Genomic DNA, 24702 nt, shown 5'->3' with positions numbered 1-24702 from the left:
TTCCTGTACTGGACCGTCTCACCTGAGTAACCGCTATCGTCGCTGAGACGGCTGGGTTTGAATATGGTCACGTAACGCTTCGATCGCCTCTGTTTCGGGTTTCCATCGCCGGAGTCGACAGCCCCGATTTTATGTACGTAGCGTGCGTCGGGGTACCCCATGCCACCGACAGTAGACAACATCGGAATCGCAGTTACCGATCTCGACGCGGCTGTGTCGTTTTACGAACAACTGGGATTCGAGGTCGAACGGTACTCGTCCGAGGAAGCCGCCGTCCGACCAGCCTCGGAGTCGGCGTACCTCTACGTGTTCGAGACCGACAACGAAACGACGACCCATCGCGATGCAGAACTCTTTGACAATCCCGTCGGCATCGACCACGTATCCGTGCGTGTCGATGACGTCGACCAGACCTACCGAAACCGAAAGGATGACGTCGAGTTCTTTCTGGAACCGACGACCGACGAAGACTGGGGCCTGCGCATGGCTGGCGTTCGCGACCCCAGCGGCAACGTCCTCTACTTCATCGAACACCAAAACGGGTAGTGGCTGTCCCGGCGCCTGACAGCGTCTGCGCTGCAGCCACCCATTCGTCCGCGTCAGACGTCGGGCGGTGTCCCGCCGAACTCCTCGATGAGCGGCGGGACGACGTCGAACAGATCGTCGACGATGGCGTAGTCGGCGATGTCCATGATGGGCGCGTTCGGGTCCGTGTTGATCGCGATGATCGTATCGGAGCCCTTCATCCCGGCGACGTGCTGGACCGCCCCCGAGATGCCGATGGCGATGTAGACGTCCGGCGTCACGACCTTGCCCGACTGGCCGACCTGGCGGTTCTGCGGCAGCCAGCCGCTGTCCACAATGGGCCGGGACGAGGAGAGGGTCGCGTCCGTCGCCTCCACGAGCGCCTCGATGAGCGGCAGATTCTCCTCCTCCTCGATCCCGCGGCCGATCGAGACGAGGAACTCCGCCTCGCTGATATCGACGTCACCGCTGGCAACCTCCTCGTAGCCCGTGACCGTCGTCTTGATCTGGCTCTCGTCGATGTCTGCATCGAACGCCTGGACGTCGGCGTCACCCACGCCCTCTGCCTGTGCCCACTCAGCTGGGCGGACTGTGAGCGCGAACTGGTCGGCGTCGACCGCGAGGGTGGTCTCGACCTTGGAGCCGTACAGTTCGCGGGTCACCTCGAGCGTCTCCGTGGCGTCAAGGGCAACGACATCGGTGACGAGCGGCAGCTCGAGTGCACTCGCAACGGCCGGGGCATAGTCGAGTCCGTTGACCGTGTGCGGCATCAGCAGCGCCGACACATCAATGGCCTCGCACAGCTGCTGAATGGCCTGTGTGTAGATGTCGTGGTTGAACTCCTCGCCCTCGTCGACGGTGTGGATGGCGTCGACGCCCTCGCGGGTGAGTTGATCGGCGAACCCAGCGACATCGCCACCAATAACGGCGAGATGGAGGTCATCATCGAGGGCATCTGCGAGTTCACGCCCGGCGGTGATGAGTTCGAAGGAGACGTCACGGAGGTCGCCATGACGGTGCTCGGTAATCGCGAGCACGGCCGTCATCCCTCGACCACCCCCGTGTCACGCAGGAACGCCGCCAGCTCTTCGGCAGTCTCCTCGGGCGAGCCTTCCCAGACGACGGCCTCGCTCTCGGCTTCGGGCTCATCCATCGAAGTCCTTGTGACGGCCGACTCGGTGACGGAGGCGTCGAGCCCGAGGTCGTCGAGGCTCTGTACGTCGAGGTCCTTCTGCTGAGCCTGCCGAATCCCCCGGAGGGACGCATAGCGGGGCTCGTTGATGCCGGTCTGGATGGTGAGTACGGCGGGCAGTTCGATGTCGGTGAGTTCCTCAACCCCACCTTCGAGTTCGCGGTGGACGGAGGCGACACCACCGTCGGTGTCAAGGTCAAGGGCATTGACGACAGCCCCCCACTCGAAACCGACGCGCTCGGCGAGCGCGACGCCCGTCGCGCCGTTCGCGTCGTCATCGGCCTGGACGCCGGTCAGCACGAGATCGGGGGCCTCCTGTTCGACGACGGCAGCGAGGATGTCGGCCTTGGCCGAGACGTCGAGGAACGCAGCAGTATCGAGGTTGTCATCCCAGATACGGAGGGCGCGGTCGGCGCCTTTCGCCAGGGCCATCCGGATGGTCTCTTCGGCGCGCTCGGGCCCGACAGTGACGGTGACGACGTCTACGTCGTCAGTAGCCTCCGAGATTTGGACGGCTTCTTCTATGGCGTAGTCGTCCCATTCGTTGAGATCGTACGTGAGGTAGCGGTCGTCGATGTCGAGTCCACTGATCTCGAACTCGTCCTCGACGGTGGCCACCTCCTTGACGGTGACAAGTATTTTCATACGCAATAGAGCGTGCGAGTGCGTCCGAAGTAAACGTTACCAAAGGCGTACTGTGGTGAACCCTCGCGGGGGTGGACGCTGCCGGTCTCGGAGCCGACCGGGACGCGGCGGCGAGTTCGCCCAGACTGGCGGACTACCTGAGGGGCCCCGTGGATGGAGCGGCCGGGCCGAGCGGGATGCTGCTGTGTGGCTTCTGCGACGAGCCGGCGGAACGGGGTCTAGCGACTATCAGCACCGTGCGTACCACCGACGAGCGAGCGACTGTTCGGAGCCAACTGCGTGCGCTTCTCGCCGAGGCGACGGATCGCATTCGGGGACGTATCACACTGTGTTGTGAATAGCCGTCGCCACGCGTCCTGGGTGTGGCTGCGTGGGCGCCTCGCCAGCCCTGGCGGTGACTAACTGACCCCGATCCCGATGCGTGCGGTGTCCCTGGTGACCGAACCACCATGGTCGACGCCCGGCCGGATCGGAGGGTGACCAGGGCGACACCGCTATCGTCCGAGCGGTGGTGACGGAGTCCCTGCGGTTGGCCCGCCAGTTGCGGACATTCTCGTAGAGGAGCACGAGGGGGACGGCTTCCACGTCTCATATCAGTTAGCAGATTCATCCAGACGAGGCCCGACCAATGGATGGGCCTGGGTGCCATCCGTCCCAACGCGGAAGCCGACAGCGTCGCGGTGCTCGAAATCACGTCGATTCCGACCGCTTCGGGCAGTTTCCGACCGACGGAGGAGTACCCACTCCCGACAGATAGAATCGCTGAAAACGGGTGGCATCGACCGAATTACCGTCCTCATGGAGTACTGGTGACGACGCCGGCGTCCTCGTAGTCACCCCGCTCCCGGAGGGGGCACCATCCGTACGGCATTCACACTCAGAGTATATCGGGATATCTCTCGAGTGTGAACATCTGGTTCTATATTTCTCCATTTTCCAGGTAAATATCCCGTATCAAATCACATACGAGCGCTATATTCATGTATAAGCCAGATTTAGAAATAAATAGTCGAATTTTGTACGTATATAGGACGCATATTGAGGTGAAGAGTACGATATTTGTGAAAGTGTAGATATACTCGGGTAACGTACTTGTAGATACGCAGAAGCGGTCCGTCGCTCGCCCCGCACGCAGTTGGCTGTTCTCAAATGCGATGACTGATCTCTGCTTCCGCACTCACTTCGCCCGCTCGGTGGGGAGGTAGCACCTGAAGTAGGAGAATAGCTTTATGAGGAGTACTGCATTTCACCGACCGTGCGTGAGGCTGTCCACTCACCAGCATTCTGCGGGATCCATCAGCATCGTGGCGGGCGCACCGCATGGTGGTGCGTCCAGCGCCATGCGATAACGACACCGAGGGGGCGCACTGGACGCGCATCCGTGCTGGAGACCTCCATGGCTGTCCTGCGTGCCTCCTTAGTACCGTGGTTCACTGACTATTGCATGCGTCCACTCACGGTCCTCCACACTATAGGAAGAGTCCACCTATGACAGAAGAACATCGGGTTGTGGCTGCCCTCGCCGAGCAGGCGGACGACCTGTGCCATATCCATGATCACGCCACTCGCGTCATCAAGCATCTCGACATCCCCACTGACACCTTCAGCGACTACGAGCAGTCTGGCGACGCCGACTTCCCCATCAAGGGCATCGTTAAACTGTTCCTCTACAAGGAACTCAACGCCTTCAGCCAGGCCGAAACCGCCCGCCGACTCCGCGGCGTCGCTTCCGTCTACACTCGATTCAACCTCCCCCGCCCCATCACCCAAGCCAGCATCAGCCACAACTGGCGCAACCGCCTGGTCGCGTCGGAAAATCGTTCAGAACCGTCTGGGCAGTCGCTGAAACGAAGTCGTAGCTGACTCCTCGAAGGAATGGGGACTGTTTGATGAACGTGAACGAGTCCCCGATTGAGGTTACGGTCACGATCCACTTCGTTCTGACTATTGACCCAACTGAACAGTACCCACTTGCCGCCTTCGCGGAGTTTCTGACCGAGCAGCGTCTCGAATCGACGCTGCTCGAAGCAATTATCGAGAGCCTCAACGACGTACTCGTTGAGGCGTACTGTGGCGAAAAACACGCACAGGGAAACGGAACCAACCGATTCCAACGCTCGACAACGAAGATTCGCACAGCGGTTACTACCGTCGGCGAGCACGAGTTCTCCCTTGGCTACGTCAAAGACACTGCGGCAACTGACGACGAGAATGCTCATTTCCGCCCCATCGAACAATTCGTCGATTTCAACGGAAAGAAGCGATATCAGCAGGATATCGCTGCGCGAACAGTCGATCTTGCGACGGCTCTCTCCTACCGTGACGCAGCCTCACATGCTGAGGACCTCGAAAGGACGCCCTCGAAGGACACCATCCGCGACCGCGTGACCGAGTGCGGCAGGAAACTCACAGAGTTCGTTTCCAGCCGCATTGCCGGGTCTGAAGCTGAAACCGTCATCCCTGACGGAACCAACTGCTACAGTCAGGACGAGGACCGTGAGTACCACGACGTACGAGTAACGCTCGCAGAAGACACCGAAACAGCGTCACGATCAGTGCTTGATGTCTCGGTGAACACTCCCTGGAGTGAGATTGCGGATACTCTGGATACTGCTGAGGCGATCACTGACGACGCGAAAGTCGTCAGTGACGCCGAGAAGAGCCTTGTTGGGGCCTTTCAAACAGACACACGCGATCATCAACTCGATTTGTCTCACGTTCCGCGCACACTTGGCTACAAGCTGTGGGACGACGGTGCGCTCTCATTGGAGGACCGTAACGAGATCATTTCGGAGGTCTCTGGAGAGTTGTTCCACCTGAAGAACTCCGTCGAGAAACATCGTCCGCAAGAGGAGTATTCGGCGATCCGCTCGCGGATCGCCCGAACGAAAGAGCGTATAGAGAAGACAGCATGGCAGTTAGAGCAACTCTCTTCGCCGAAAGCAGCATCGTACCTTCGTAGTGGACTGGATTCGATGGTGACGTTTGCTGAGGACGCGATAGACGGGTTCGAGGTGCCGTGGACCTCGAACCCTGTCGAACGAGCAATGGGTGAGGTAGCCAAGCGATGCAAGCGTGACTGGATGCAGTGGAGCGAAGAAGGGTTAGATACGCTGTTGCAGTTGTCCCTGACGAAATACGCCAATCCCGAATACTACCGCGAGTTCTTCGATGAGTTCCTCCAGCGGTCAACTCACGGAAAGATACGATGTAGCGTGTCGGTCAGAACGAACGGAGGTGAACTCTGAACGGTTTTCCGACGCGACCAACCGCCTCACGCGGAGCGATCGCAGCCTGATCGAGGAAGCCGCCAACCGCATCCGCAAGGTTTGCCAAGAACACGACGTGATCGACCAAGGGTACGAGCCCGCACTCGAACCCGAAGACATCCACGGCAGCGACATCGAAGAGGAGCAGATCATGGATGCCGTCAAGCGGGCCACCACCCTCGGCTTTACCGAATTCCAAGACCCACGCGCCAGCAATACGAGCTACGCCCTCCAAGCCTACTTCGAACGGCAGGGATACCTCAACCTCGCTGACGCAGGCACGACGACGAAAAGCCGCCGATTCGCCCGCCTCAGCAACCGCGACTCCGTGCCCGCCGGCTCCAGCCACAATCGGACGATGAAGAAGGTCGCCGACCCAGACCCGGAAACCGACCTCTGGGACTACATCGACGGCACGGGTCGCAGCGAGTGGCGGCTGATCCGCGACGAAGTACTCCCAGCATTCCACGCCGGCGTCGAGAACATCCTCGACGAGATCGCGGGGAGTGACCGCAGCGGCGTCCGCGAACCGGTGAACGCCGCAATTGACATCACGACGTGGCCGTACTGGGCGTCACCATTCCGCGACGAGGAGGATGTGGAGCGGTGGGAGGAACCCGTTGAAGTCGAGTATAGCGACGGCTCGACGCGGGAAGTGTATCCCCGGGAGGACTACCCGGTAATGGTCTCCGGGGTGAAGGAGAGCCACCAGCGGGCGTACAAGTTCGCCACCCTCACCATCGTCCCCGAGAACACGCCCATCGTCCTCGCCATCGAACCCGTCCGCGACAAGCGGGCGTGGGAATCCGATAGTGTGGACACGCGCACGCGAGGCGAGCTGGTCGACCGCCTGTTGGAGCAGGCCGAGCAGCACGTGGACATCAACAAGGTGTTCGCCGACCGCGAGTTCGACAGCCACGAGGTCAGACACGTCGTCAATCAGCACGACGCGTTCTACGTGGTCGGGAAGAAGAAGCAGGCGGAGGCGGACAGGGAGGCCATCGAGAAGACCATCGAGCACGACGTGGCGGACGTGAGCGTCGAGCAAGGGTGGCTCGAGTACGATGGCGAGCGGCATCCGATGTCGTTCATCTACGTGCCGAAGGACACGGCGAAGGATAACGGGGAGTACATCGAGGGCGACTACGTGATCTTCACGGTGAACGCCCACGTCTCGCCGGACAGGGGGCTCGGGTTGACTCAGCAGTACCGTCGGCGGTGGACGATCGAGAACGAGTACAAGTCGATCAAGAAGCACTTCATCCCGATGTCGGCGTCTGATGATTACCGGAACCGGTTCCTGTATTTCGTGATCGGCGTCCTCCTGTACAACGTGTGGCGGCTGGCGAACTTCCTGTTGCGGGACGAGGTGGACGTGGAATTGGGTGAGGATCCGCCGATCTTGGCGGGGGAGATCGTGGAGTTGGTGGGGTTCTGCCTGTTCGACCCCGGCGGCTGAGGGGTCCACTGTTTCCGGGTTCGCGGTAAAGTGGTGAGCAGCAGCAGTCTCCTTGTCACCCTGTTTTCGCCATGATTTCGGAGTCGAGGGTGGGTTGGTCCGTAGTGGATCGGTGAGTCGCAGGGTTCGTCGACCGGATCGCGGCTGGTTCTCACCGCCCCCTTTATTTTACAAGAATTGAGTTGTATACCAAGTCAAACAGTTAGGCACTGGCAGCAGGGCTCGGATTTGATAAACCTCTATGTAGTGTATGATGGCAGATGTTGGTGTTAGGACGCTTGAAGTGCCTGAAATCGGTGTAATTAGCGGTTTTATTGTTTACCCGTGCTTAATCGAATAAGGACATGTAGATTTATCCACCTCCCCGCCCTCCCCCACAGCGAACACAATGCCACAGCCCAGAACCACGGTTACTCGCCCCGAGAACAGTGCTCGAGCCAGCCAACGCAGTGGAGGTGCGTAGCGTGGTACGGATCGATGCAGTCACCGAGGACTTCCTGACGGACAAGGGCAAAGGCCAGGGTGGCGAGAGCGGTAACTACCGCCAGGACGCGGGCCGAGAGCTCGATCGATTCGTCGGCTTCCTTTCCAGTCACGAGGAGAGTCCGACGACGTTCGACGAGTTGGAATCGGGTCATCTTCGCGAATACGCCCGTCATCTCACTCGTCAGGGCTGGACTGCGGGCACAGTGCGTACCTACTACGCGTATATCTCAGCGTTCTGCGGCTGGGCCGTTCGCGAAGGCCACCTCGCCGAGAACGTTGCTCAGCGCCGTAATGCGACCGAGCCCATCCCAGACGACGGCGGTCACAAGAGCGGCGACCAACAAGCCTGGTCCGCCGAGGATCGCCGGCAACTCACCACCTTCGTCGACGAACAGGCCAGCACTGCGATCGACAATGTTGGTGAGGACCGGGAAGCAGCGATCAAAACCTGTCGCGACCGCGCTCTGGTCTACCTGTTGTCGTACTCCGGCGTACGAGGTGCAGAGATCCTTCGAGACCGGAGCGACAAGCGACGCCAGGGACTTCGGTGGGACGACGTCCACCTCGAAGATCGCTATGCGACGGTCTTCGCGAAAAAGCAGCGCCTCGACGATCGAAGCCTTCCCAACCCAGTGATTCATCCCCTGCAGATGTATCAGAAGGTCCTCGACGCACCGAGCGAGAGCTGGCCGGTGTTTCCCTCGTTTCATCGCCCAACGCTCTCTCAGCAGGTGACAGATGCGCTGGACCATCGTGGATATACCAACACGGAGATCGAGGAGATGCGTACCAACCATTCGTTGATCGAACTCTGCGTCAAGTACGACATCGAACCACCGTCAATAACGACCGATGCCGGTAGGCACGTTCTCAAACGACTCTGCGAGGAGGCGGGTATTGAACTAGATGACGGCGAGGAATATCTAATGCCTCACGGTGCTCGGCGCGGTGCTGGTGAAGTTCTCGTCCGTACATCAGGGCATGCAGCCGCCGCCCGAGCTCTTGACAACTCCGAAGAAGTAGTCCGCGAGCATTACTCACATATCGAAGCTGGCGAACTTGCTGATCAGATGACCAGCGCCTTCGAAGAAGCCGATCAGCAGACAGATTCCTGAAGTAGGCGTTTTGCACATGGCCAATCCGGCGGAAAAGCGTAAATTCACGGTCTATCGAAGAGTATCTCGAATATTGGTGCCGGTCGAACCCGATTCCCAGAAACACCAATTCGAACACACGCTTGGGGGTCTACCGCTCCTCTTCAAGCAGGTCAGTGATCCATGTCATCGCCGCCATCGCTTGCGGATAGCCAAGGGTTGTAATGGCGAGTACGGCGGTGTGCTGTAATTTCTCGGACGAGATGTCCTCTTCACGCGCCCTTCGTATGTGCGAGTGGACAGCTCCTTCCGATTGCGCACCAACGGCAAGCGCGAGTTTCACGAGTCGCTTCGTCTCGTCGTCGATGGGACCGGCCGCCGAACAGGCTTTCCCGAGATCAGCATATGCTCCCCCACGTCGGGATGACGGTCGGCGAGATCCCCAGCCGTCGAGGGCAACTCCCCCGTACTGTCGATAGTATCGTTCATGCGCTTACCTCGTCGGGCTGCATCACGTTCTTCATCCGACGGTGTCGGCGGAGCAGTCCGACGTTGTCAGCAACCCGACCGACGAGGTCTCGAAACGTCGCAGCAGTCTCACCCTCGCCAAGCACAATGGGTTTACCGTCATCACCGTCAACGCGAACCTGCGGGTCGAGTGGGAGTGCACCGAGATACGGCAGTTCGGTCTCCTCAGCGAGTGCCTCACCGCCGCCGGCCCCGAAGACATCGTGAGCGCTCCCGCAGTCAGGACAGACGAACGTTCGCATGTTTTCGACGACTCCCAACACAGGGGTATCGAACTTCCCGAATGCACGCATGCTCCGGCCGGTATCGTCTGTCGCCACTGATTGGGGCGTGGTGACGACAAGTGCACCCGTCACGGGAAGATTCTGGAGGACAGTCATCTGGATATCACCGGTGCCCGGCGGTAGGTCCAGAATGAGGTAGTCGAGACCGTCCCACGCGACGTCGTCGAACAGATCGGTCAGCGTACCATGGGCCATCGCACCGCGCCAGATGACCGGTTCGTTCTCACCGACGAGTGAGCCTACACTAGTCAGTTTCACGCCGTGGTTTTCGGGCGGGATAATACGGTCCTCGCCGTCTCGCTGTTCCACTTCGGGAGTGCTGTCGATGCCGAGCATCCGTGGGGCGTTCGGCCCGTAAACGTCGGCGTCGAACAGCCCCACTTTGGCACCGCGATCGGAGAGACCTGCTGCGAGGTTTGCAGCGACCGTCGATTTGCCGACGCCACCCTTCCCAGAGGCGACGGCAATAACGACATCGACACCCGGAAGCACATCGGTAGCACCAGCCTTCCGCTCAGGCGTCGCCGTCAAGCTCGCATCAAGATTGGCCTCGCCAACAACGCGGCGGACCTCGTCGGCAATGCGCTGCTCGGTCGGCGAATGGACCGCACCGAGTGAGAGGTCGATATGGGCAGTGGTATCGACGATCGCTACCTCTCGGACGATACCGGTCGTCACGATATCGCCGTCGAGGTCCGGGTCGTCGATGCTACGGAGTCTGTCGCGCAGGTCGTTGGAATCGATGGTGTCTGTCATAGCGGATTTATGTGTGATCGGAGTCAGTGCGCGCCCGCCGCGGGCGGTCGTGATACGTCATTGAACGGTTCATTGGTCATCAGATGGGCCGCTCGTTTCGGTAGCGACATTCGCCCGTGCATCCCACGCGGCGAACGTTCGAGCAATGCCCGCGATCCGGGCGAACACGCTCTCGCCATCCACGCTCCGAAGACGATCGTGGAAGCTATCGAGCCCGCTCTTGTGTAGATTAGCGGAATACGTTGACGGCGACGCAATCGACAAGGCTGTGGATGGGTGCTTGAACAAGATTCAGGGAGCGAAGAAGCCCGAAGGTGCGAGCGGCCTGCTCCAAGCCCTGCTTGGACAGGCCGCGGAATTTCGCCAGCCACGGCTGCACTAACGACCAGAGGCACTCGACCTGATTCGTGTGGACACCGTCGTCCGAGACGTATTCATCGTCGTGGACAACGGTTCGATGCTCGTATTCCATTTGCTGATACGCGGGAAGCTCGTCGGTCCAGATCTCTCCCAGCGGCTGGGAGAGATCGCCTGCTTCCTCAATCACTGGCCCGAGGTTCTCGTCGTATTTCGACCCCTCTTCGGCTGAGATCACCTGGAGCACGTCGCGGCAGGCCGCGACGAGCGTCATCTCATCGCCCTGCTCTCCTGTCCATCGCGCCCGTCCGGGTCCGGGGGACCCGCCGCGGGACAGTCCGTCCCGCGGTGGGTTCTGGCCTTTGAACCCCGAGCACACCCGCTGCGTTTCGTCCACCTGTGTCGGCCCAGCAATCGTGTGCTCGATGCGTTCCCAAACAGTCGGGAAACCGCGAGCGAACGCGGTTTCCACGTCGCTAATTGCCTCGAAGACGGTTTTGTAGGCGCGGTCAAGCAGCGGTGCGATTTGGTTGATGCTGAGGAGGGAATCAGCGTAAAGGACGAAGGCGACGAGGAACTCGCCGGGGGCGAGTTCCGAGTCATAGAAGGGTGTGCCGCGGGTGTAGGTGGTTTTCCAGTCACAGCGGCCACACCAGATACGGGCCGAACTATCGAGAGCGTGGAGGGCGTCGGCGTCACAGTTCGGGCAGATACGGGTGGTCCAGATGGCTTTGAGTCGCCGCTCGACGATGGCGTCGAGCGGCTCCGACCGAAACTCTATTGCTCCGAGGTCAACGAGTTGCTCAAGCATTCCGCCGAGAGCAGCGCGTTCATTGGTCATGTACGACTGCTGTCGGCGGGATGCCGTAATCTCCGTGACTCGGTTCCGCTACGCTACACAAGAGCGACGCCAGTTGAACGTCGTCTCCGCGCGATAGACGAGAAATCGAGCGACTGTCGCTTGATCGGTCAACTCGACTTTCCGGCTACTGGAACCGGTGAGATAGAAAAAGTAGAGCCGCGAATTATCGTCGAACCAAAACGACATCGGACGCAGCGCGGGTGCACCGTCCGTCGGAAGTCCCAACACGCCCACACTCTGGCTCAACAGAAACCCGCGGATCGACTCTTCGTCCATCTGTACCATGCCGTGTTCACTCAGTTCATCGGTCGTCATTGGCGCACGTCCTTCCGCGCGTTGACCGCCAACACCGGCATGTCGGCGTGTCTGATGACTCGTTCGGCCGTGCTCCCGAGGAGGTAGCGGTTGAGACCGGTTCGGCCAGTCGTCCCCATCGTGATGAGATCGATCCCGTTCTCATCAGCGTAGTCAAGTAAATCGCGTGCCGGAAGCCCCTCGTAGACGCTTGTCGTTGCATCGAGATCGACATCCGCCGCGCGCGTAGCGATCTCCTCGGTCGCGCGCTCGCCTTCGGCTTCGAAACGCTCGGCCAACTCCGGTGGCGCGGAGTAGCCGGGTGTGAGTGTTACCGAGCCGGCATCGACGATGTTGACTGCATGAACGCGAGCGCCGGCCCGTCTTGCGATCTCGATGCCGTGATCGATGGCCATGCTTGCGGCCTCGCTGCCGTCGGTCGGAATCAGTACGTCTTCGTAGTCCCCGCTGAGTTCGCTCCGCTCGATTGCCTTGGCCGTCAGCACTGGACACGAAGCCTGACGAACGACGCGCTCGGTCACACTACCCGCCACGTATCGACTCACCCCGGTTCGACCGTGCGTCCCCATCGAGACGAGATCGATATCGTGTTCGGTAGCGTATTCGAGTATCGCATCAGCAGGTTTCCCTCTGAGTACTGACGTCTCTATCGCGTCGCCCTCGAAGGTCTCCTCGGTTGTCGCGATGGCGTCTTCGTATTCGGCTTCAATGCGTTCGACGAACTGTCGATCGACCCCGCCGGCGTTGAACATCCCACCCGCCGTCTGTATGTCGGCAGCACTGACGAGATGAACCGTTGCGTCGAACGCCTGCATGAGATAGTGGGCGTGTTCGGCGGCTCGAATCGCGTGCTTACTGCCGTCGGTCGGAACGAGGATCGTCTCGTACATCGTTCGTCGGAACAGTTCGGCAGTATATAAATCTATCTGACAGTTCTAAACCGTGGAGAATTGGCCTGTGTATTTACATTCGATACACTCGTAGTGTCTGAGTCACTTCGGCAGTATCTATTTGAGCTGGCTTGAGGAACGGGCAGGTCGTAGCGAGCACTATCTATGAAACTCACGGACCTACTCAGAGAGACGTTGAACGTGGGTTGTGTTGAGTCGGGATGGGCACACCCAATACCCGTCAGGGGTTGAGGGTGTGTCTCCATTCGATGAGGGCGTCGCTGCGGGAGATCGTCGAGGACGCAATAGAGTTCACAACGGACGCATACGAGCCGTGTACCGGCGGACAACGACTTAGATCGCCATCAACGGCAGCATCAACGTGATGCCACCAGCAACGCCAGCAACCAGTTCTCGATGGCCACCACCGTCCAGTCCGGTACCGATCTGTAGCGCCTCGGGGATAAACTCAGTAATGACGAGGTAGATCATCGCTCCAGCAGCGAACCCGAATCCGAACGGCAAGAATCCTCGTGCCCACGAAACAAATGCGAACGCGATCACCGCACCGATCGGCTGGGGCAACGACGAGAACACTGCTGCGCCAACCATACGCCACTCACTCACCTCCATCGATCGGAGCGGGATCGAGATAGCGATTCCCTCGGGAATGTTGTGGATCGAAATCGCGATCGTCATGAATACTGCCAGCACGGGCACGACGAGACCGAACATCGTGACACCGCCCTCCAGACCAACATCGGCAAACGAAACCCCGATAGCCACTCCCTCGGGAAACGAGTGCACTGTCAAAATACCGAGTATCAACACCAGTTTTCGCAGGTCGCCTTCAGCGACTACGTGAGTGGCCAATGGGGCATCTTCTACTGGCACAGTAGTGTCTGCTTGCCCGGTATCCGAGGGTCCGCCATCGGATCGAGGGGCGTTGGCGTCCTCGTCCGCGGTGGAGCCACCAATCTCCGAGGAAGTCGGTTGGTCGCTCAGATCGATCCTGTCGAGCACAGCGTCGGCGATTATCACGAGGATGACGCCAGCGATGCTCCCGAGTATGAGCAGTATTGGGATCCCCGTCGAAACTGCGAGCCCCTCGCCCAAGAGGCCGAATCCGGACGCTGCGAGCATGATGCCCGAGGCAAGACCCCACAACGCGACGTTCCATCGGTCGCTGATGTCGTCGAACAGAAAGAACGGTATCGCACCCAATCCCGTCGCAAGTGCCGTGACTAGTCCGGCAACAAACACGAACGCCACTGCTCCCGGCTCGGTCATGGATATCCACTTGGGCAATCCGCGATCCGCTCCAGTTTCGTGACCATCTCTCGTCGACTACGCACTATACCCGAATAACTCTTGGCAGCAAATAAACCATTCGCTCATCCCGGTAGACCGTAACATCAATTCTGCTGGCGATCACATGGCGGTCAACGATGGACGAGGAGTCAGCTCAGGTCTTCCTTCCACCGCGTGAGCGATGCTTCGAGCGTCTCCGTCTCGCCCGATTCGGCGAGACGGTGACGTGTGTCCACTGCGAGAAAGATGCTGTCGTCAAGCGGGGTACGACCGGCAAAGACGCCCAGCAATACTGGTGTAAGGCGTGCGAGACCTACTTCAACGACCTCACGAACACGATCTTCGGCCAGCATCGCTTCGGCCTCGAAGAGATGTTCTACACCGTCAAGGAGATGCGATCTGAGCCGACTGCTCAGATCGCTCGGGACCTCGATCGAGACTACGAAGCTGTCCTCAACTTCGTCCACAAAGTCCAGGACGTGAGCGGTGAGATCGACGAGTTCGACCTCTACGGCGTATGCGAAGCCGACGAGGTCTACGTCACAGCTGGTGAGAAAGGGCTCGAAGACGAGGACGGGAGTCCGCGCTCGCGCGGACTCTCAAAAAAGGACGCGGGACCTTCGCAGCAGACAAACCGCCAGTCTTGACACTCGTCCGTCGGAACGACGGACGAGTTCGGTTTCTCGTCTGTAAGGATCTGCAAAACGCCGATGAAGATATCGCCGAGTACGGCGACGGAAGCGTGATCCTTTGCACCGACGGCTACACGATCTACGACGACATCGAGGACAAGGAGGGAGTGGACGGCCATCTGGCCGTCACTCACTCCGACACCTACGTCATTGGTGATGCTCACACGAACACTTGCGAGAACCGCCATAGCTTCCTTCGCCAGTGGCTGGCGAAGTTTAGAGGGGTCTCGAAGCACCATCTCCAGAAATACCTCGGCTTCCTCGGACTGAAACTCAACTCACCGAACGACTGGTTCGAGAAACTGCTGTGTTACGATGTATCGGGATGAGCGTCGTTAGTAATGACACGGATGTGGTGCCTGCCGACGGAGATCCTCTGTGACGATCATCTCCGCGGGGAGCACGCAGAACACCACCAGCTTGTGGGGACTATCCGAAACCACCCGCATGGCGAGGCGATCGCCGAAGGCCACGCCGAGAAGGGCAACATCGACACGACGCGGCTAGAAGAACGTCACGCCCGGCTCGCCGCAGAGATGGAACGACGCGACATGAACCACGACTCGCCGCTCGCTTGCGACGGCCCCACCTACGGGGCTGGCGCGATCGATCTCGAAATGAACCGGACCGATCTGCTCGATCGATGCGAGGACTGTGCTGCCAGAGCGCGAAAGCATAGTCGATCGCAGTAACGCACTCATCCGATCGTCTAGAGTGAGCGGGAGACCTAACACAGACGCTCGAAGATCGGACTGCTCCGACGTTCATTCCTCCCGGGATGGTGGATCGATAGGGAGGTCACCACGTTCGACGGCGGGGACGAAGTCCCACGCGTAGTAGTGACTCCAGCCTTCGACATCACTCAGATCGATATCGTCGACGACGATGCATTCCGTTGCGTCAGGGAATTCCTCGGCGAGTATTCGAAGACGGTCAGGACGCTCAGGCCAGTATTCGTAGCGACCGAACTCGTTTTGCTCGCCGAGACGGCCGATACCTTCCTCGTAGTATCGCTCCGCGAGCGCTTCGATGCCGGGAATGTCGGCTTCCTCTTTCAGATCCTGGTTCCCGATCGCCCAGACTTCGTGGTCGGTGTCGTGAGCGAGGTGACGCACCCACGCAAGCGGGACCGCCTCATGCTGGGGATGGGGATTCACATCGACCGTCCAGTCGCGGTCGAACGCGAACACTATCATGGACTCTCCACCGCGTTCGGAGCCATTGTACAGGGCACAGTGGCCAGAGATATAATACTCCGCCAACGTTCAACTGATCATGGCCGGACATGATAGAGCTGAGGGCGTCCTGCTGGGATTGGCCTGCGGCGACGCGCTCGGTCGGCCCGTGGAGTTTCGCTCGCCGGCACAGATCGACGCTAAATACGGCGAGCTTTCAGAGATGATCGGCAACGGCACTCACAGCAAGCCCGCGGGGACCGTCACCGACGACACCGATCAGGCGCTGTGCATCGCGCAGAGTCTAGCCGAACGGGGGCAATTCGATCCGGAAGATATCGCCCAGCGATTCGTGGCGTGGTACAACAACGGTCCATTCGATGTCGGACTGATGACCGCCGACGCGCTCAGACGTATCGGTAAGGACATCTCGTGGAACGTTGCGGGACAGGAGGTCTGGGAAGAGCGCCCGGAGGGATCAAACGCGGGCAACGGCAGCGTGATGCGGTGTGCGCCGATCGCACTCGCGTTCGCCGGCGACTGGGATACTCTCCAACAGATGAGTCGAGACTCATCGCGGATAACACACGCCGATCCACGGTGTACGCACGGCTGTGCGGCGCTGAATCTCACCATCGCTGCACTGCTCGATGGCGACGAGCAACCTCTCGACAGTGCCCTCGAAGCATTGAGTGCGGATTGCACCGGAGAGTCTCCGAGATGTCCTCGAGCCGATTCCCGACGGGATCGAAGCGAGTGAGTTGTCGAACTCTGGTTTCGTGCTACATACCCTCCAAACCGGACTTTACCATGCACTGACTGCGGACGACGCCGAGACGGCTATCGTGAACGCGGTCAACGAGGGTGGTGACACGGATACGATCGGCACAGTCGCCGGGGCAGTTGCCGGTGCGCGCTTCGGTTCGACCTCGCTCCCTGATCAGTGGCTTGACAGGCTTTCGGTGGCCTCTGAACTCCAGAGCCTCGCTTAGAAACTCAACGAATTGGATCCCTCCAGCGCTCGCTAAGTGGTGAGGTCGCGCCACCTCCACCTCTGAACGCTCCATAATGGTCGACAGAATGCTTCGCTGGTGCCGGTCAGCTTTATGTGCACGCTCTCAGGTGAATGGGTATGCCGATTGAATTTGGACTCTGGCGAATCGATGAGGATTACCAGCGGCTTTCGTCAACGAAACTTGATAGAGAATCACAGCTGGAGGATCTCCTTGCGGAAGATCCGAATATGCTGGGCCGAGAAGTACTTATTGGTGATTAACATGCTTGATCGACGCGGATACACCGATACAGAGGTCAAGGAAATGCGCTCCGACTGTTCACTGATAGAGGTCTGGGTCGGGGTACGATATTGAGCTATGTCAATATAATTGACGCACGACACATGCTCAACCGTCTCTGCAAGGAATTGCACAAAGATTAAAGTCAGCTCTACTAATTTACTATTCATGGCCGACATGCCAGACGAAGACCAATACCAGTATGATGAAGAAATTCCAGAGCCTATCGGTGTAGAACTCAATACATCTGACGATGATCTTAGCGAAGAATTTGACAGTTCAAAAGATATCGAGATAGAGAATCTGACAGAGCTAAAGCGTCTCCTGAGTCATTTCGGAAATGATATTGATATTACCGAAAGAATCGGACTAGAGGAGGATGGAAAACTGATTATTAATTCTGATCGCGGAATTAGCTTGGAAGAACCAAGTGAAGCCAAGACTTTTCTGATGGGGGTCAACGAAATTCTCTTCGGAGCTGATCTGATACCAGAACGTTCGCATGAAGCAAATAATATTGCGTTAGATATTGCATTCACATCTATGCGAATTGAGGGATATGACGAACACAAGAAAGTCGAAAAATGGGAATCACATGAAGAAATAGATAATCCTGAAGAGTATGATGAATATTTGACTTCTATTGCGAGTCGGATGTTCGCAAACGTAGATTCATCAGTCCCCTATGGTCCTATAATGGACGTGAACGAGATTGCTATCGGAGTAAGAGAAGGGAAATACTCGCTTGAAGAAGCAAAAGAACGGATGAATCAGATAGGAGCTCCTGAAGAATTACAAGAACCGTAGCGGTACTTTTAGATAACTTCGGTTCTATTGAATCCACCGACTGCGGCGGGTTGAGTCGTTAGAACGACAGTGCTGAAGCGGAAGAAGCCAGTTGTGCAAAAGGTCCTCTTCCGCTTCGTCAAGCAAGCTGTCTCGATCGCACGAAAACTCACCGATGCGGCGCTGATGCAGATCAGCGATCCCGCCGGCAACGGAGTTGCCGGCTGGAAGCACGCCGTCCTGCACTTTCTCCGGAAACACATGGACGCGACGCTCACCGAAGTTCTCGACTGGGCCGAAGAGATGGAGCGAGTGCGAGCCGCGCTCGCACTCCGACGGAGCGAATTCATCGGCCCATCCGCGCTGTGCAAGTCCTTCGACCGCGCACCGATGGCTGTCTGGCGAGAGCTGCTCCGACTCTCGTCGGAGCTGCTCGACCAGTCGGGTCACGCCGCCATCGACGCCACTTACTTCGATCGTCGGGAGGCGTCGAGCCACTACCTCAAGCGGTGTGATCGAGACGTACGAACGGTCCAGGCAACGTTTCTCGTCGATACCGCGCAGGGCGCGGTGATCGACGTTCACTGTAGTGCGAAGTGGCCCAACGGAACGAACATCGGCCCGCAGGTCGCCCTGCGAAATGCAGGCGACCTGCTCAGTCTGGCTGCTGACAAGGGCTACGACGACATGAGTTTCCGCGACGCTCTCCGAGCCGAGGGCGTCCGTCCGCTCATCAAGCACCGTGTTTTCGCGCCCTACGATCACGCGCACAACGCGCGGATCGACGACGAACGCTACCACCAGCGCTCGATCTGTGAGAGCGTGAACTCAGTAATCAAGCGCTCGTACGGCTCCGCCGTCCGAGCGCGAGCGTGGTATCGCCAGTTCCGTGAAATCTCGCTCACCGCTGCCGTTTACAACGTCGAACAGGCCGTCAAACCGTGAATCCTCTCGCCCTCTGCGGATTCAATAGACCCGATAACTTCCAATGCCGGTGGTGCAGAATTGCTCTCAAGGCCTGAACCAGCCAATCTCAGTTTGCACGACCAGTATAAAGAGCGCAGATTTCGATATAATTGCTGCTTAACTAGAGGTGGAATTACATTACGTCGAAAAATCAAACCCGGCAGTTTAGGGTGTGTGATGACTTCTGCACCACCCCCAGTGGGGATGAAGCGGTAGCCTGCTGGATCTCGTTGTGTGTGATTTCTGCGGCAGTTGTCGCCTCGATGTCGTCCATCATTACTGATACCTACGTTGTGCTTGAGCGACTCGAATAGTCAGACGAGAGCTCATATGGCGCTGAGCTTTTATATTTCAGTCGTATATCCCCGAGCTTCGAAAGGAGCAGAAGTGGGCTTACCGCCACCAAGCGTACTTAGACACGAACTACTATATCGTGGAGAAAAGATAGCTATCCATGGTTGATGCGTGGCTCACGACTATGAGCACGAACCTCGAAGCAGTCATCAATCCGCTCGCAGCAGCCTGCGAAGACGGGTTCCTGCCGGACGAACTTCATGTTCTGGAAAATCCCGGTGTCAGTAACCAGTACGACGATATCACGTCAATGATGGAACGAGTCGTCATCGAGTACGGCGGCGACGCCCCAGACCTCTCGGCCACATACCTCGATGAGGAGACTGACTTCCAGCATATCGTCGAACACTTCCGTGACCCGATCTCCCGGCTCCACGATGATGGTGGAACGGCGGCCGTCGACGTGACGCCCGGTCGGAAGTTTATGTCTGCGATCGCGTTTCAAGCTGGCATACAGTTCGAGGCCGACCACGTCTACTACCTCTACATCTCCAACAACCAATTTTACGGCCGATTGTATCCAGATGTGCCTCAACCAGTGACCGAATTCATCGATTTCACGGAGGTGTTCTGATGCGGATCCCTCGCCGGCATGTAACGCATCTCCTCAACGCGCTGTATACCGAGGACGTAACGACAGTAACCGTTGCTCATCCTTGTGAGGACATCGGTGAACTTCTCCGAATCGATATCTCGGACCCGATGAATACGACAGTCCGGTTCTCTCAAGGCGCACTCACATATCAGGATGCTCGTGAGGAACTTCACGCGACGCATGGCAAGCGAGCCTACGAGGATCTTCCTGGCAAGGAGACGTACATTCGGGCATTAGTCGTGGGATCGCTCGTCGATATCGAAAACAGCGACGAGGTGGAGACGTTTTTCCGGCAGTACGGCTATCCCGACCTCGATGCTGGGCACGAACCCGTCACATTAGGGATCGATACGAATCTGTTCGCGTGGCGGATACTCGACGCTCTCGAACTCGACCCGGAGCAGTACAGCGATGAGAACGGACGCACCCCTGTCAATGGCTTCGCGCTCGCCACGGGCATTTACGACGAACTCAACTGGCACTACAACCACTACGAAACTCGCTCGCTCGAAGACGCATTCGGTGAGGAGTTCGGTCGTCTCGATGGCCAGCCAGCAGGTGGGAACCGTGAGGGGTTCCTCGGACTGTACGAGTATCGACGGCTCCGTGATCATCGGTACGCCGACACCATCGACAGCGGCACAGAGGATGAGCCGATCATCGACGCATACGCCGAATACGACGACACCAGTCGCAAACGGGTGATCCTCCTCAGCAATGACTACGGGTTCATCGAGTTGGCCCGCGACGAGGGACTCCTCGCCCAACATGTGAGTTTTCCCGTGGATCTCCCGCGAAAAGTGACCGTCTCGTGGGACGAGATCGGCGATGCACTCTACACGCTGTCGGTGTTGTTCGGGGTCCTCCGGTTGCCTAAGGTGACGCTGTACGGCGTCTGGAACGGGAAGTCCGGTGATGATTGGCAGCGTCGCCGGGTCGATGTGGACTGCCGAAGCGAGCGCGTTGAGCAGAAACTACAGCGCGACCGCGCTATCACGACCGAGTACGAAACGACGCAATAGTGTAGTCTTCAGAATTGTCCTGTGAGTTCCTCCTGAATATCTGCCTCGATCGACTCCACGTCTTCCGTTGACCACTCGACCTCCCAGGCTTCGTCGATATTGGTGAATATGAGCGAGATACGAATACTGCGTTCGGTTTGCTGCTGGTTCAACGCAATCGCGTAGGCCTTCATCTGATTCTGATAATACCGTGCATCACTCTCAAAGTCCTCAGGAGTGACGTCCCCCGTCTTGTAGTCGACTATGTGGTACGCATTCGGAGTGACGATCAGGTGATCGATATATCCCGAGACCTCACCTTGCTCGAATTCCGCCGTTACATACAGTTCGTCGTACTGATGCTCAACGTCGACCTCGGTCGACTTCGCGTTGACGTAGTCGATTCCACGCTGTGCATGCGCAGTGACCCGATTTTGTAGTTCAGCCGTGAGGGGGGCTGTCGCGTCCTCATCAACCAGCGTCTGCTCCATGAGATCCGCCCAGCGTGTCTCAGGTGGGCGAAGCTCACAGATGCGGTGAACCATTTCGCCGAATACGGTCGGTTCAACCGTTTCATCATCGTCTGCTGGTTCTGAAGCCTCCTCCGTCTCGGTTTCACCCTCTAAGACGACGACTGAATCCTCACCATGCCGTACATCTGGGTTCACGTCGTCGCCGACCTCTTCTGCCTCTTCGAGGTAGACCGTTCTGGTGTCTTCATCGAGTTGGAGTTCTCCATACCCACCCAGAAATGAGGCCAGATTGGTCGCGGAGAGCTGAAAACTGATCTCCGGCGGGGCTGGAGTGGGCGACAGTTCAACGGACGGGCTGAGATCCGGGTCGGTCTGCGTTTGCTTCGTCGGTGGTGTCGGTAGCGACACAGTATACGCACCTTCATCAGTACCGTAGGAGCGTTCTACATATTCACTGGTGTCGAGACCAGCGCAAACGTCTTCAGTGAGCAACTCCGGCTGGACCCAGTCGCGCCAGTTCGATGCCGATTCCGGATTCGGTTCGGTCAGGTCCGTGAACGTCAGTTCCTCAGTGTCGCCTTCCAAGCCGTGGAGACTGCTGAGAAGCAGATGGTCGCGTGCTCGGGTACAAGCGACATAGAGAACGCGCTTCTCCTCGGCCCGTTCTTCGGCTCGGCGGCGTTCACGAATGGTGTCACGCGCAATCGTATCCACCATTTCAAACGGATCGTCCGGGCTCGGCGCTTTCATTCCGACTGCGTGCTGACCGCCCACTTGCTCGAATTCGACTTTCCCATCTCCGAGTGAGCCTTGATCTTTGAAGTCACGATCAATACCAGGCACCACGACGAACGGAAACTCCATGCCTTTCGCATCATGGATCGTCAGAATCTGGACGCCCTCTCCCGTCGTATCAGCTTCACTCTCGCGTCCGCCCAGATCGATCCGCCGTTCGATGCGATTCACGAGCGTTGCGAGACTGCGAACCCCATCGTCGCTCCACCCTCGGAGTTGCTCGCGAAATTTCTCGATATTCGCCATTGCCTGCTGCAGACGTTCGTCGGAACTGACGCTTATCAGGTATCCAGTATCCTCGAGAATACGCGTCAGATACGCCGCCCACGAGCCATCGAATTCGCCCAGTTCAGTATCGACAAGTCCGGCGAGTCGTCGCCACTCGTGGAGATACTCGTAGGTCTCTTCGAGTGCCTCGTGCTCGCTTGCCGCGAGCGCGTCCCAGAGTGGTTCATCGTGCAACGTCAGTCGGGCGAGCGTGTCGTCCGTGAGACCGAACAATGGTGAACGGAGAGCAGCATAGAGAGCGCGCTCGTCGTTCGGGTCCGCGAGGGCGCGAAAGAGATTCAACAGCGCTGTGATTTCCGTTGTTTCGTAGAAGCCGATTCCCGACGCGACCGAGTAGGGAACGTCTGCTTCCTTTAATGCTCGTTCGTATTTCTTCAGATGGGTCCGACTGCGGATGAGGATGGCAATATCGTCCGGCTTGATATCCCGCGGTTCTGGTGGTTCGTCATCACTGTTCGAGTCGGCTTGGGGACTCGTTGCTTGTTCAGCTCCCGATTCGTCTAGCGTCTCAGCGTCGCTCTCTATTTCGTCCTCTTCCGGATACACTTGGTACGGTTCACCCAGTATCTGGGAAAGTCGAGCGGCGAGGGCCATCGCTTCCAACTCAGTATCGTGCTCCGGTTCAGCCTCGGCGAACTCGTCGTAGTGCTCGAATCTCTGTGCCCGGAGCTCTTCATCAGCCGGTACAGCAAGATATTCGACACTACCGAGGTCTTCTTGATCGTCGCGGTACGGGGTCAGCGACTGCGGGACAGCCTCGTACGGTTCCCCATCGTCGTCGAAAATGACCTCGAAGAGTTCGTTGATCGATTCGAGGACTGTTGGGAGCGTCCGGAAGTTCGTTGAAAGCTGATCGTCCTCGTTACCACCCTCGTGATCGGCGGTTTCAGCCTCGCTGGTTGCTTGTTCGAGTTTCTGCGCAGTTTCACGGAACTGTGTGACATCGGCATTCCGGAAGCGATAGATGCTCTGTTTGACATCGCCGACGACGAATACGTTCTCTGCGTCGAAAGTCCCACCATCTGTGGTTGTTAGAAGCTTGATCAAGTCCCACTGACGGGGATCGGTGTCCTGAAACTCGTCGACCATCACGTACTCGAACTGATCACGTAGCCGCTCGCGAACGTCCGTATTACCCTCTTTATCGAGAAATTCGACAGCATAGGAAATCTGGTCGGTGAAATCGACGGCATTCTGTCTCTCCTTTCGCTCCTCGTATTCCGTGGCCGCGATCACGGTCAGTTCCGCGAGTGCTCTAACGAGCGGGAAGCTATTCGCTTCGATTTCCAAGTCGACGTTGACGGCGTGCTCCTCTGGTTGGAGCGTTTCGACGAGGGACTCAAATGCGTCGTCGAACTCGGTTTTCTGTGAGTGCCCATTCCATCGCGATGCCGCCCCTCCGTATCCTACGTACCGCTCATTATTGCCTTTGGTGAGGTGCATACTGAGTTTCGAGATAGTGGTCTGCTTGGCGCGGGAGGGAACGCCATCATCGAACCCCCGTTCAAGAATGGAGACGACGCCTTCGGCACGCTCCCAGGCTTGTCCGCCTGTATCGATATCCGGAGAGTTTTCAACGATCTCTCTCAAGGTCGTTGCCCCCTCGACGAAATCTGGGTGTGCAAGTCGCTCAGCCGCCACTTCCGGATCAATCGGATGGAGTTCTGTCTCGACGAAGTCGATGTATTCCTCTTCTGTCGCATTCGCCCAGCAATCAGCCCATTCGAGACTTTCGGGGCGTTCACCAAGCAAATCAGCCAGGACATCGTGTAACTGGCTCCGCGAGAATCGACGTGCCAACGTCTGTGTTGCCTCGTGGTTCTCGTAGTCCTCGAGAACGGCATCAACCGTATCGTGAATGAGCGCAGTGGTCTCGTTTTCGTCGAGCGTCTCGAATCCTGGGTCCACGGCATCGATCGTCAACGCATGTTCTCGCAGGAGGCGAGCACAGAAACCATGAAGCGTGTGGATATACCCCTGCTCGAGCTCATCCGCTACTGTCCGCCAGGCCTCGAAGTCATCGATATCGAGCGTAGCAATCCGATCCGTGATCTCCATCCGGACGCTCTCTTCGAGATCGTTTGCACCTCGATCGGTGAACGTCGTCGTAAGGATGTTTTTCGGTAGGAGTGGGCCATCACTGCTGCGCTCGCTCTCCCCGTCGAGGGAATCCTCGATCATTCTCAGATAGCGAGCAGTCAGCGTCGTGGTTTTGCCCGTCCCTGCACCAGCCGTGAGCGTTACGTTCCGATCGAGTGCATCGACAGCGTATTGCTGCTCGTCAGTCAGGTCTTCGTACGAGACCATCG

At 58.2% G+C, this 24702-nt stretch carries 21 protein-coding genes and 2 pseudogenes; 13 read left to right on the top strand and 10 right to left on the bottom strand.

Features of this window, described 5'->3' with window-relative positions; genetic code table 11:
* Positions 1-159: 159 nt before the first annotated feature.
* On the top strand, positions 160-546 hold the full coding sequence (locus tag MUK72_RS17150; protein WP_244706128.1) for a VOC family protein: 387 nt from the start codon (positions 160-162) through the stop codon (positions 544-546).
* Positions 547-599: 53 nt separating this feature from the next.
* On the opposite strand, the gene MUK72_RS17145 is transcribed toward MUK72_RS17150, so the two are convergent.
* Positions 600-1571: an electron transfer flavoprotein subunit alpha/FixB family protein gene (locus MUK72_RS17145; protein ID WP_244706126.1), complete on the bottom strand. Its 972-nt coding sequence runs from the start codon at positions 1569-1571 to the stop codon at positions 600-602.
* The gene (locus MUK72_RS17140) at positions 1568-2362 is read right to left on the bottom strand and encodes an electron transfer flavoprotein subunit beta/FixA family protein (RefSeq protein WP_244706124.1); all 795 of its coding nucleotides are present in this window, start codon (positions 2360-2362) and stop codon (positions 1568-1570) included. The genes MUK72_RS17145 and MUK72_RS17140 overlap by 4 nt, the downstream gene beginning before the upstream one ends.
* A 1488-nt stretch (positions 2363-3850) precedes the next feature.
* Here MUK72_RS17140 and MUK72_RS17135 point away from each other — a divergent pair.
* The 4 genes from MUK72_RS17135 to MUK72_RS17120 all read left to right on the top strand — a co-directional run bounded on the left by MUK72_RS17135 (position 3851) and on the right by MUK72_RS17120 (position 8691).
* Positions 3851-4225 (top strand): hypothetical protein, encoded by a 375-nt coding sequence (locus tag MUK72_RS17135; RefSeq protein WP_244706122.1) that lies wholly within the window; start codon positions 3851-3853, stop codon positions 4223-4225.
* 47 nt (positions 4226-4272) lie between these two features.
* The gene (locus MUK72_RS17130; protein ID WP_425311108.1) at positions 4273-5610 is read left to right on the top strand and encodes an ISH6 family transposase; all 1338 of its coding nucleotides are present in this window, start codon (positions 4273-4275) and stop codon (positions 5608-5610) included.
* Positions 5600-7090, top strand: coding sequence for a transposase (locus MUK72_RS17125; protein WP_244706118.1), 1491 nt, complete (start codon positions 5600-5602; stop codon positions 7088-7090). The genes MUK72_RS17130 and MUK72_RS17125 overlap by 11 nt, the downstream gene beginning before the upstream one ends.
* 464 nt (positions 7091-7554) lie before the next feature.
* Positions 7555-8691, top strand: a complete 1137-nt coding sequence (locus tag MUK72_RS17120; protein ID WP_244706117.1) for a tyrosine-type recombinase/integrase — start codon at positions 7555-7557, stop codon at positions 8689-8691.
* A 130-nt stretch (positions 8692-8821) separates the two neighbouring features.
* Here MUK72_RS17120 and MUK72_RS17115 read toward each other — a convergent pair.
* The 6 genes and pseudogenes from MUK72_RS17115 to MUK72_RS17090 form a co-directional block, all read right to left on the bottom strand.
* Positions 8822-9159 (bottom strand): annotated as a pseudogene (locus tag MUK72_RS17115) (carboxymuconolactone decarboxylase family protein).
* Positions 9156-10226 (bottom strand): Mrp/NBP35 family ATP-binding protein, encoded by a 1071-nt coding sequence (locus MUK72_RS17110; protein ID WP_425311107.1) that lies wholly within the window; start codon positions 10224-10226, stop codon positions 9156-9158. The pseudogene MUK72_RS17115 and the gene MUK72_RS17110 overlap by 4 nt, the downstream one beginning before the upstream one ends.
* A 241-nt stretch (positions 10227-10467) precedes the next feature.
* Positions 10468-11436: an IS1595 family transposase gene (locus MUK72_RS17105; protein ID WP_244706112.1), complete on the bottom strand. Its 969-nt coding sequence runs from the start codon at positions 11434-11436 to the stop codon at positions 10468-10470.
* Positions 11437-11484: 48 nt separating this feature from the next.
* Positions 11485-11772 carry a pyridoxamine 5'-phosphate oxidase family protein gene (locus MUK72_RS17100; protein ID WP_244706110.1) on the bottom strand — a complete coding sequence of 96 codons (288 nt, stop codon included), beginning with the start codon at positions 11770-11772 and terminating at the stop codon, positions 11485-11487.
* Complete coding sequence (locus MUK72_RS17095) at positions 11769-12662, bottom strand: universal stress protein (RefSeq protein ID WP_244706108.1); 894 nt, start codon at positions 12660-12662, stop codon at positions 11769-11771. The genes MUK72_RS17100 and MUK72_RS17095 overlap by 4 nt, the downstream gene beginning before the upstream one ends.
* A gap of 354 nt (positions 12663-13016) precedes the next feature.
* On the bottom strand, positions 13017-13952 hold the full coding sequence (locus MUK72_RS17090) for a ZIP family metal transporter (protein WP_244706106.1): 936 nt from the start codon (positions 13950-13952) through the stop codon (positions 13017-13019).
* Between the two features lie 158 nt (positions 13953-14110).
* Here MUK72_RS17090 and MUK72_RS17085 point away from each other — a divergent pair.
* Both MUK72_RS17085 and MUK72_RS17080 read left to right on the top strand, forming a co-directional pair.
* Positions 14111-14994, top strand: a protein-coding gene (locus MUK72_RS17085) for an IS1595 family transposase (RefSeq protein ID WP_244705840.1) whose coding sequence is annotated in 2 segments (ribosomal slippage) — positions 14111-14573 and positions 14573-14994 — 885 coding nt in all. Because the reading frame shifts where the segments join, the coding sequence is not laid out codon by codon here.
* A gap of 12 nt (positions 14995-15006) precedes the next feature.
* Positions 15007-15357, top strand: coding sequence for a pyrimidine dimer DNA glycosylase/endonuclease V (locus MUK72_RS17080; RefSeq protein WP_244706104.1), 351 nt, complete (start codon positions 15007-15009; stop codon positions 15355-15357).
* Between the two features lie 72 nt (positions 15358-15429).
* On the opposite strand, the gene MUK72_RS17075 is transcribed toward MUK72_RS17080, so the two are convergent.
* A complete protein-coding gene (locus MUK72_RS17075; RefSeq protein ID WP_244706102.1) occupies positions 15430-15861 on the bottom strand; it encodes an adaptin protein in 432 nt (143 codons plus the stop codon).
* Positions 15862-15940: 79 nt separating this feature from the next.
* Between MUK72_RS17075 and MUK72_RS17070 the strand changes: the two are divergent.
* From MUK72_RS17070 to MUK72_RS17045, 6 genes and pseudogenes are all read left to right on the top strand, one after another.
* Positions 15941-16832 (top strand): annotated as a pseudogene (locus tag MUK72_RS17070) (ADP-ribosylglycohydrolase family protein).
* A 140-nt stretch (positions 16833-16972) separates the two neighbouring features.
* A complete protein-coding gene (locus tag MUK72_RS17065) occupies positions 16973-17116 on the top strand; it encodes a hypothetical protein (RefSeq protein WP_244706100.1) in 144 nt (47 codons plus the stop codon).
* A gap of 187 nt (positions 17117-17303) precedes the next feature.
* Entirely contained in the window at positions 17304-17942 is a 639-nt protein-coding gene (locus MUK72_RS17060; protein ID WP_244706098.1) for a hypothetical protein, read from the top strand.
* 93 nt (positions 17943-18035) lie between these two features.
* Entirely contained in the window at positions 18036-18866 is an 831-nt protein-coding gene (locus MUK72_RS17055) for an IS5 family transposase (protein WP_244706097.1), read from the top strand.
* A 475-nt stretch (positions 18867-19341) separates the two neighbouring features.
* Positions 19342-19815: a hypothetical protein gene (locus MUK72_RS17050; protein ID WP_244706095.1), complete on the top strand. Its 474-nt coding sequence runs from the start codon at positions 19342-19344 to the stop codon at positions 19813-19815.
* Positions 19815-20858, top strand: a complete 1044-nt coding sequence (locus tag MUK72_RS17045) for a hypothetical protein (RefSeq protein ID WP_244706093.1) — start codon at positions 19815-19817, stop codon at positions 20856-20858. The genes MUK72_RS17050 and MUK72_RS17045 overlap by 1 nt, the downstream gene beginning before the upstream one ends.
* An 8-nt stretch (positions 20859-20866) precedes the next feature.
* Here MUK72_RS17045 and MUK72_RS17040 read toward each other — a convergent pair whose 3' ends face one another.
* Positions 20867-24700 carry a UvrD-helicase domain-containing protein gene (locus tag MUK72_RS17040; protein WP_244706091.1) on the bottom strand — a complete coding sequence of 1278 codons (3834 nt, stop codon included), beginning with the start codon at positions 24698-24700 and terminating at the stop codon, positions 20867-20869.
* Positions 24701-24702 lie beyond the last annotated feature (2 nt).

Source organism: Halococcus dombrowskii (assembly GCF_022870485.1).
In the GTDB taxonomy this organism is placed as follows: Archaea; Halobacteriota; Halobacteria; order Halobacteriales; family Halococcaceae; genus Halococcus; species Halococcus morrhuae.
This window is presented reverse-complemented; position numbering and strand designations above follow the sequence as displayed.